This is a genomic window from Leifsonia aquatica, assembly GCF_014190775.1.
In the GTDB taxonomy this organism is placed as follows: Bacteria; Actinomycetota; Actinomycetes; order Actinomycetales; family Microbacteriaceae; genus Leifsonia; species Leifsonia aquatica.
Genome location: NZ_JACHVP010000004.1, coordinates 462,949 through 471,123 on the forward strand (window position 1 = coordinate 462,949; position 8,175 = coordinate 471,123).

9 protein-coding genes are annotated in these 8,175 nt (G+C 69.9%); 2 read left to right on the plus strand and 7 right to left on the minus strand.

The window, feature by feature from the left end:
* Positions 1-20 precede the first annotated feature (20 nt).
* Positions 21-683, plus strand: coding sequence for an NADPH-dependent F420 reductase (locus FHX33_RS18190; RefSeq protein WP_021763492.1), 663 nt, complete (start codon positions 21-23; stop codon positions 681-683).
* 11 nt (positions 684-694) lie between these two features.
* On the opposite strand, the gene FHX33_RS18195 is transcribed toward FHX33_RS18190, so the two are convergent.
* Positions 695-1,012 carry a PASTA domain-containing protein gene (locus tag FHX33_RS18195; RefSeq protein WP_021763491.1) on the minus strand — a complete coding sequence of 106 codons (318 nt, stop codon included), beginning with the start codon at positions 1,010-1,012 and terminating at the stop codon, positions 695-697.
* A gap of 129 nt (positions 1,013-1,141) precedes the next feature.
* Between FHX33_RS18195 and FHX33_RS18200 the strand changes: the two genes are divergently transcribed.
* Positions 1,142-3,031, plus strand: coding sequence for a DUF2207 domain-containing protein (locus FHX33_RS18200; protein WP_221209685.1), 1,890 nt, complete (start codon positions 1,142-1,144; stop codon positions 3,029-3,031).
* A 36-nt stretch (positions 3,032-3,067) separates the two neighbouring features.
* On the opposite strand, the gene FHX33_RS18205 is transcribed toward FHX33_RS18200, so the two are convergent.
* The 6 genes from FHX33_RS18205 to FHX33_RS18230 form a co-directional block, all read right to left on the minus strand.
* On the minus strand, positions 3,068-3,424 hold the full coding sequence (locus FHX33_RS18205) for a hypothetical protein (protein ID WP_155828968.1): 357 nt from the start codon (positions 3,422-3,424) through the stop codon (positions 3,068-3,070).
* A gap of 99 nt (positions 3,425-3,523) precedes the next feature.
* The gene (locus tag FHX33_RS18210) at positions 3,524-3,859 is read right to left on the minus strand and encodes an antibiotic biosynthesis monooxygenase family protein (protein WP_021758566.1); all 336 of its coding nucleotides are present in this window, start codon (positions 3,857-3,859) and stop codon (positions 3,524-3,526) included.
* Complete coding sequence (locus FHX33_RS22000) at positions 3,859-4,800, minus strand: MerR family transcriptional regulator (protein WP_021758568.1); 942 nt, start codon at positions 4,798-4,800, stop codon at positions 3,859-3,861. The genes FHX33_RS18210 and FHX33_RS22000 overlap by 1 nt, the downstream gene beginning before the upstream one ends.
* A gap of 65 nt (positions 4,801-4,865) precedes the next feature.
* Positions 4,866-5,897 carry a LacI family DNA-binding transcriptional regulator gene (locus FHX33_RS18220; protein WP_248616224.1) on the minus strand — a complete coding sequence of 344 codons (1,032 nt, stop codon included), beginning with the start codon at positions 5,895-5,897 and terminating at the stop codon, positions 4,866-4,868.
* Positions 5,898-6,014: 117 nt separating this feature from the next.
* Positions 6,015-6,731 carry a gluconate 2-dehydrogenase subunit 3 family protein gene (locus tag FHX33_RS18225; protein WP_021758572.1) on the minus strand — a complete coding sequence of 239 codons (717 nt, stop codon included), beginning with the start codon at positions 6,729-6,731 and terminating at the stop codon, positions 6,015-6,017.
* Between the two features lie 35 nt (positions 6,732-6,766).
* The coding region (locus FHX33_RS18230) for a GMC family oxidoreductase (protein WP_183428823.1) at positions 6,767-8,175 on the minus strand (1,409 nt) is incomplete at its 5' end.

Consider the following 8,175-nt stretch of genomic DNA (forward strand, 5'->3'; position numbering starts at 1 on the left):
CGGATCGGAAGGGTGGGTTCATGCACGTCTCCGCTGAACACGCCCGGCCCCGCCTCGCCGTCATCGGCTCGGGCCGCATGGGCGACGCCCTCGTCCGACTCCTGGCCGCTCACGGCGGGGAGGTGGTGTGGGCGGGCAGAGCCCCCGAGCGACTGCAGCGCACGATCGACGAGCTCGGACTGGTGCGCGTTCGGCCGCTCGGGGTCCGCGAGGCCATCGACGTCAGCGACGTCATCGTCCTCGCGCTCTGGCATCAGCACGCGCTCGAGTTCGTGTCGGAGCACCAGCGCCGTCTGCAGGGAAAGATCATCGTCGACATCGCCAACCCGTTCACCGAGGACTTCACGGATTTCACCCTGCCGGAGACCACGTCAGCGGCCGAAGAGCTGGCCGAGGCCGTACCGGGAGCTGCGGTCGTCGGGGCGTTGAAGAACACGTTCTGGGTGGTCTTCGACGACCCGCAGTTTCCGGAGGGAGAATCCGACATTCTCGTCACCGGCGACGACCAGCACGCGAAAGAGCGAGTCATGAGCGTCTTCAGCGACCTCCCGTTCCGCGTCCTGGACGCGGGACGGCTGCGCAACAACCGCACGATCGAACGGATGACCCTGCTCTCGCGTGAGATCGCCATCCGTTACGACCACTACCCGCGGACCACCTGGCGCCTCCTCGGCCAAGCCTGAGCGATCCCGGCCTACCCGTCGCCCAGCGTGAGCGTGACCGTCCGCCCCGCCGCGACCTTCGCCCCTCCTTCCGGCTTCTGCGACACGATGAGCCGCGTGGGCGAGGCCGTCGCGGGTTCGCCGTGCTCGCCCAGCACCGCCACGCGGTAGCCGGCGTTGCGGAGCAGTTCGACGCCCTTGTCGGCGGGCTTGCCGACCACGTCGAGCAGGGCGGGAGCAGCACTGTCCGACGACGACGGGGGCACGGTCTCGCACGCCGTGAGACCGCCGAGGGTCAGCGCGACGGCGGCGCATGCCCCGAGCGCGCGGAGACGGCCGCGAGCGATCATGCCTGCATGGAACGTCGGGAACCCCCGAGGGTCAACCCGTCACCCGCCGTGTCAGGATGGGAGGCGTGCTGCCGGGCGGGCCGGCGGCCGAGACGAACCGTCCGGCGAGGGCGGAGGACGGCGGGGCAGGTGGGAGTCCGCGTTCGAGACCGGCGGCTGCGTGGGTGGGCCGGGCGGCTGGCCGCGACGGCCGTCGCCGTCGCGCTGGGCTCGCTGATCGCGGCGGGAGGCGCCCCGATCGCAAGCGCTGCGACCGCGTCGGCGCCCGCGCCTGCTCCGGCCGCCGTCCCCTCCGGCGTCGACGACTTCTCGTTCGCGAGCTTCGACGGGGACTACCGGCTCGGCCGCGACGCCGAGGGGCACTCCACCCTTACCACCGTCGAGACCCTGGTGGCGCGCTTCCCGGAGACCGACCAGAACCACGGCATCCGGCGCGAGCTGGTCGAGGAGTACGACGGGCAGCCGACGGACCTGACGGTCGTGTCGGTGACCGACGAGAACGGCACCCCGCGCGCATACACGAGCGACTCCGACGACGGGATCCTCTCGCTGACGATCGCCGCGAAGGGCTACGTGCACGGCGACCAGACCTACGTCATCACCTACCGGCAGACGAACGTCACGCGCTACTTCTCCAACACGGACGACGACGAGTTCTACTGGGATGCGAACGGCACCGCCTGGGCGCAGCCCTTCGACCGGGTGACGGCGACCGTGCACCTCGGCTCCGGCCTGGCTGCGGCGCTGCAGGGCACCCCGTCCGCGTATCGCGGCGTCCAGGGCTCCACGCAGCCCGCGACGATCGAGCGGACGGACGACGGCTTCCGCTTCAGCGCCGACCGGCTCGGCGCGGGCGAGAACCTGACCTTCGCGATCGGCTTCGCCCCCGGCACCTTCACGGCGCGCGCCGACGGACTGTTCGACACCGGATGGGGCTACGCGGCCCTCGCCGGCCTCCTGCTCGGCATCCTGACCCTGATCGCCGCCATCGTCGTCCGCGTGCGCGTGCTGCGCGACGCCCCCGGGCGCGTCACGATCATCCCCGAGTACGTCCCACCGAAGGAGGGTCTGCTGCTCGCGGCGGACATCACGCGGCGGACGCAGAAGGCGGTCGCCGCCCAGACGCTGGACCTCGCGGTGTCGGGCCGGGTGCGAGTGCTGCAGACCACGGGATTCCTCGGTCGCCCCACCTACACGCTGGAGTTCGTCTCGACCGAGGCGACCGGTCGCCAGGCCCTGCGCGATCCGAATCCGACGGCCTACGAGCTGTCGTTCCTGCAGGCCCTGTTCGGTGACGAGCTCGATCCCGGCACGACGCTCGAACTCGGCTCGCCCGATGCGGGCGTCGCGAGCGCGATCTCCTCGCTGCTGAAGGGCGTGCATTCGGATGCGACCGCTCACGGCTATCGCAGTGCCGGTCCGCGGGGGCCGGTCCGCGCGGTGTTCCTCACCGCACTGGGAGCGACCGTGCTCGCCGTGCTCGGCTCTGTGATGTGCATCGTCGGCGTCTACGGAGGCGGGCTGACCATCCCGATCCTCGTGGGTTCGGTCGTGCTGTTCGCCGTCACCGCCGTCCTGCTGTCGCGCTCACCGCTGACCGCGACCGGCACCGCCCTCCGCGAATACGTGGACGGCCTGCGGATGTACGTGCACCTCGCCGAGGCCGACCGCATCCGCTACCTGCAGTCGCCGCAGGGGGCGGAGCGCGTGCCTGTCGCCGTGGGAGACCCGCGCGAGATGCTGAACCTCACCGAACGCCTCCTCCCCTGGGCCGTGCTGTTCGGGGACGAGAAGAAGTGGCTGGCCGAGCTCGGACGGTTCTACGAGCAGACCGGGCAGTCGCCGACCTGGTACGCCGGCCAGACCGCCTTCAACGTCGCGGTGCTCTCCCAGGTGGTCAGCGGCATCTCCTCCAGCACGACCATCGCCAGCAGCTCGTCCTCCGCTAGCACCGGAGGCACGGGAGGCGGCGGGTTCTCCGGCGGCGGAGGGGGCGGCGGAGGCGGCGGGGGCGTCTAGACCGAACGCACGAATGGCCGGTCTGCTGATCGGCACTCACGGGAGCCACGGGCACTGACCGTGTGTGACGAAGGCCACTCCGAGCGCGTAGAGAACCCCGGCGACGATCGCCAGAATGACCCTGGCGGACCGGACGGTGGGCCACGGCACGATCAGCAACGGCAGCATGAAGACCACCGCGGCGCCGGTGCACCCGACGAGCGCCAAGCCGAGATGTTCGGGATCGACGCCGAGGAACGAGGGGCTGCACCCTCCGATCGCTCCCCAGGCGAGCCCGGAGAGGGCGGCGAACGGGACGGAGACCAGGATGGCGACCGGCACGGCCCAGAGCAGATGCAGGGCGGGACGACGCAACCCTCCCCACCCGTGCGATTCGCTTGCCGCTGACTGCATGATGTCCCCACGCCGCATGGCCGATGCCGTGACATCTCGAACGATAGAGAGTCCGTTCACTGTCCGCCGCCCCGAGTTCAGGGCACGCGGCGGCGCCGTCTACGCCGCGTCGCCGTCCGCGGGGACGTGCTCCAGGCCGAGCCCGGGCTGCCCGTAGGTGCCGATCACCTCGCCGATCACGATGCGATAGGCGCCGATCCAGCGTTCGTGCAGGCGCTTGGCCTGCCGGTGGGTGTCCATGCCGATGAGCTGCTGGAGGGCCTCCCGGCTGTCCCAGTAGTACACCTCGGAGTGGAGGCCGGACTCGTCGTTGGTCCACGACTCCTCACCCAGGAATCCGGGGATGGCGCGGGCCCGCTCGGCGATCTCGTCGTTGAGACGATGGAACTCGTCGTCGTACGGCTTGGCCTCGAAGATGAAGGTGGAGGTGAACATCAGGCCGGGTTTTCCTGCAGCCAGGTGAGGACCTGCTGGGCGTGGGTGTTCGGCGGGAAGATCGGGTAGAAGGCGTGCTCGATGACGCCGTCGCGGATGACGAGCGTCAGCCGCGCGTACAGGCGGTCGTGGCCCTCGGCCGCGAACGTCGGCAGGCCGAGCGCGTCTCCGAGCCGGAAGTCCTCGTCCGAGAGCATCGTGAACGGGAGCCGCAGGCGGTCGACGACCTCGGCCTGATAGTCGGTGGGCTGACTGGAGAATCCATAGACCGCGCTGACGCCGGCCGCGGTGAGCTCGTCGTGATGGTCGCGGAAGTCGCACGCCTCGGTGGAGCAGCCCCGCGCGCCGGGGATGGCATCCCAGCCGTCGGGGAGGTCGACGCCCGGGCGCCCGGTGAGGGGGTACAGGTAGATCACAGTGCGGCCGCTGCCGAGCCCGGCGAGATCGACGACCCGGCCGTCGGTGGCGGTGAAGGCGATCGCCGGCGCCGGCGTGCCGGGGAGGTGGTCGGCCGCACCGTCGTCCTCGGGGACGGGAAGTCCGGTGGGAAGCGTGGTGTAGTCGGTCATCGTGGTCTCCTTCTCGAAAGTCCGGGATGCGCCCTCGTCCAGCCTGCGGACGAGTTCGGCGCGGCGCGTCTGGAGGGTGGCGACGATGCGATCGATCTCTGCGATGCTGTCGCGGTAGGCGGCGAGCGAGGACACGCACTCGTCGCCGTGCTCGTGCCCGAGCTCCAGGCACTCCAGGAACGGGACCGTCTTCCTGGCCGTGATCCCGGTCGACGCCAGCTCGCGGATCTCCACGACCGCCCGGAGGTGGCCGTCGTCGTACTCGCGATAGCCGTTCGCCGCGCGCGCCGGCTCCACCAGCCCCAAGCGCTCGTAGTAGCGCACCGCCTTGGTCGAGACCCCGGCCCGCTGCGCCAGTTCGCCGATCCTCATCCCGCACCTCCGAGAAGAACGGTAGACCTTGTCCCACCGGGCAAGGTCAAGCCGTCGGCACCGCGTCAGGCCCCGGAGTCGTATCTCGCGGTGCTGTCACGCACCTTCAGCTCGGGCTGGATCAGCGGGATCGTGGTCGAGGCCTCGCCGCGCAGGGCACGGAGCACGCTGCCGACCGCGCGACGGCCGACCTCGGTGAAGTCGAGCCGCACGGTCGTCAGAGCCGGCTGAAAATACGCCGACTCGTCGCGGTCGTCGAACCCGACCACGCTGACGTCACCGGGGACGCTGACACCCCGGTCGTCGAGCGCCTTCATGACCCCCAACGCCATCACGTCGTTGATCGCCAGCACAGCCGTCACGGACCGGTCGGCCGCGATCGCGACGCCGGCCCGATAGCCGGACTCCGCCGACCAGTCGGGGGACGGGAACTCGGCGGGGATCGCACGTCCGGCGAGGGCCAGCTCGGTCCGCCAACCGCGCCGTCGCGCCTCCGACGCCATCCACCCGTCCGGACCTCCGACGAAATGGACGGTCTCGTGCCCCAACTCGAGCAGGTGCCGCGTGGCGAGCTGGGCGCCCAGGGCCTCATCGATCGAGATCGTCGCCGAGCCGGCGGGCGAGCCCTGCTCGAAGCGCACCACGGGCACGTCCGTGTCGAGCCGCTGCAGCACCTCGGTCGCGGCGGTCATCGGGGCCAGGACGACGATGGCGTCGACCCCGTCGTCGACGAGCGAGTCGAGCCCGGCCCTGATACTCGCCCGGTCGACGTCGGCGATGCTCACGAGACTCGTCGAATAGCCGTTCCGGCGGGCCTCTTCCGCGATACCGAACAACGCGAGGGCGGGTCCGTGCACCGACAGCGCGTAACTGAGCACGCCGAGGTTCATCGAGCGGCTCGTCGCCAGGCTCCGCGCGGCGGAGTTGCGCCGGTACCGCAGCTGCGCGATCGCCTGGTCCACCCGCTCCCGGATCTCGGGAGCGACATTCGTGTGCCCGTTGACCACCCGGGAGACGGTCTGCTGAGACACTCCGGCGAGCCGGGCGACGTCCACCATCCGGGCGGCGCGGGGCGCGGCGCCGTTCGTCTCGGTCACCGGCTCGATTCCGGGTCGATCGGGTGGCACACGCAGGGGAGGATCATCCCCCAATTATGGTCGTGCCCGGCCGGGCGCCCGTGGAGCGCCCGGCCGGTGCCTCCCGTTGCGCCGGGCTCAGCGGTTCCCGTAGCGCAGCACGGCGGGGTGCTGCTCATACGGCCACTCGGCCTCCGGGATCATGTACTCGCGCGTCGTGTAGCTGCCGTCCATCGTCGAGGCGAGCGAGGGAGGCCCGGGGAACCCGATGACGCGCCAGCCGAGGCGGTTGTCGTTCCCGCCGTAGACCGGATCGCCGTAGAAGCCCTGTCGCGTGTTCAGGACGAGGAGGGGGAAGAACTCCAGGAAGTCCTCGTTGACCGGCTGGTTGCCGGCCGGCGCTCCCCCGCTGCCCTGCCCGTCGGACTCGGCGAAGACGAACCGGGCCGGCTTCTCCTTCTTCGAGATGATCTCCAGGACCGCATCCTGCTGATCATCGTCGAGGTCGACGAAGTCGGCGCCGTACCGCTCGCCGGCGATCCCGTCCAGCTCGACGATCCCCTCCCGGTAGAACGTCTGACGGCTCTCGATGCGCTCCTGCCAGGCCTTCTCCTCCAGCCCCTCCATCCGGAGGAACCCGTTGCCGTCAGCGGCGGGGAAGACGAACTGCGTCCCCGCCAGCATCCGGTCGATGAACCGAACCACCCCCGCCTCCTTCGCTCCCGGGTGGTGGTCCGTCGGAATGATGCGCGCAGTGGCGGCCTCGACAGTCGCCCACTCGTGCTCCGTGAAGAAGAGCGGCCCATCCGTGTCCCGCGTCGAGATCGGTACGGTGACCCATTCTGCCTGTCCCATTGTCTTCGTCTTCTCCTCTGAGGTCGTCGTCGATGTCAGTCGGTCCAGCCGTGGCGGTCCACGGCGATGATGCGGTCGGCGCAGCGCCAGGCGTTCGCCATGATCGTCAGCGCGGGGTTGATGCCGGTCGCCGTGGGGAAGAAGCTCGCGTCGAACACGTAGAGGTTGGGCACCTCGTGCGAGCGGCACCACTTGTCGACCACCGAGGTCGCGGGATCGTTGCCCATCCGGACCGTGCCGAGCTCGTGCGACGTGTTGCCGGTGATGCGCTCCATGTTGACGGGCACCACCTTGGAGGCGCCCGCCGCCTCGAGGATCTCCCCGTTCTTCTTGACCTGCCACTTCTCCTGCGCGAAGTCGTTCGCGTGCGGCGTGTGGGTGATGCGGGCGACCGGGAGGCCCCAGGCGTCCTTCACCGTCGGGTCGAGGTCGACGCGGTTGGACTCGACCGGCAGATCGTGGAGCAGGATCCCGATCTTCATGCTGTAGTTGAACAGGTCGCGGTCGGCGTCCTTCGCGGCCTGGCCCCACGTGGGGCGGCCCGGGAAGCTCCAGTTCACGGGGTGGCCGAGCATCGACGGGAAGATCAGCGAGCCGAGGATGTGCCCTCGCGACTCGTCCGTCTCGTAGAAGTCGAACGAGCACAGGTTCATGTAGTGGCCCGACCAACCGTAGAGCGGGTCGTGCAGCTCCTTGTCGAACAGGCCGACCGAGAACGAGTACTGGTGGAACGTCGCGTTCTTGCCCACCTGCCCGCTCCCGTTGCCGAGGCCGTCGGGGAACAGGGCCGACTTCGACATGAGCAGCAGACGCGGGGTCTCGATGCCGCCGCCGCAGACGATCACGGCCTTGGCGTTCTGGACGAACTCGTTGCCGTTCTCGTCCTGGTATCGCACACCGGTCGCCTTGCCCGTCTTGTCGACCAGGATCTCGCTGACGTAGCAGTCGGAACGGAGGTCGTAGAGGCCGGTGTTCACGGCATCCGGGATGAAGCTGATCAGCGTCGAGGATTTGCCGGTGCCCGGGTCGGGGTACTGCTGCCAGAAGCCGTTCTCGCTGAACGGCTCGCGCCCGCGGTAGGGCTCCGTCACCATCCCCTGCGGCATGGGGAATGTGCTGTGCCCCATCGAGTTCATGGCCGTGGCGAACTTGCGCCCGATCTGGCTGAGCGGGGCCGGCTTGGTCGGGTAGTCGCGGGTGCGACGCCCCTCCCATCGGTTGGCGCCACCGAGGCCCGAGGTGCCGAACTCCCACTCCACGCGGGTGTAATACGGCTCCAGATCGTCGTAGCTGATCGGCCAGTCGACGAGGCTCGCGCCCTCGACGTCGCCGTGCAGGGACCGCAGACGGAAATCGTTCACCGTCATCCGGGGCACCATGCCGCCCCAGTGCGTGGTCCCGCCCCCGACGACCTGCGGGGTCGCCGAGAAGTTCGTGATGACAA

What these genes read in the sequence shown, in the direction of transcription:
- FHX33_RS18190 (WP_021763492.1), top strand. Translation starts at nt 21, where the DNA reads ATGCACGTCTCCGCTGAACACGCCCGGCCCCGCCTCGCCGTCATCGGC.
- FHX33_RS18195 (WP_021763491.1), bottom strand. Translation starts at nt 1,012, where the DNA reads ATGATCGCTCGCGGCCGTCTCCGCGCGCTCGGGGCATGCGCCGCCGTC.
- FHX33_RS18205 (WP_155828968.1), bottom strand. Translation starts at nt 3,424, where the DNA reads ATGCAGTCAGCGGCAAGCGAATCGCACGGGTGGGGAGGGTTGCGTCGT.
- FHX33_RS18210 (WP_021758566.1), bottom strand. Translation starts at nt 3,859, where the DNA reads ATGTTCACCTCCACCTTCATCTTCGAGGCCAAGCCGTACGACGACGAG.
- FHX33_RS22000 (WP_021758568.1), bottom strand. Translation starts at nt 4,800, where the DNA reads ATGAGGATCGGCGAACTGGCGCAGCGGGCCGGGGTCTCGACCAAGGCG.
- FHX33_RS18225 (WP_021758572.1), bottom strand. Translation starts at nt 6,731, where the DNA reads ATGGGACAGGCAGAATGGGTCACCGTACCGATCTCGACGCGGGACACG.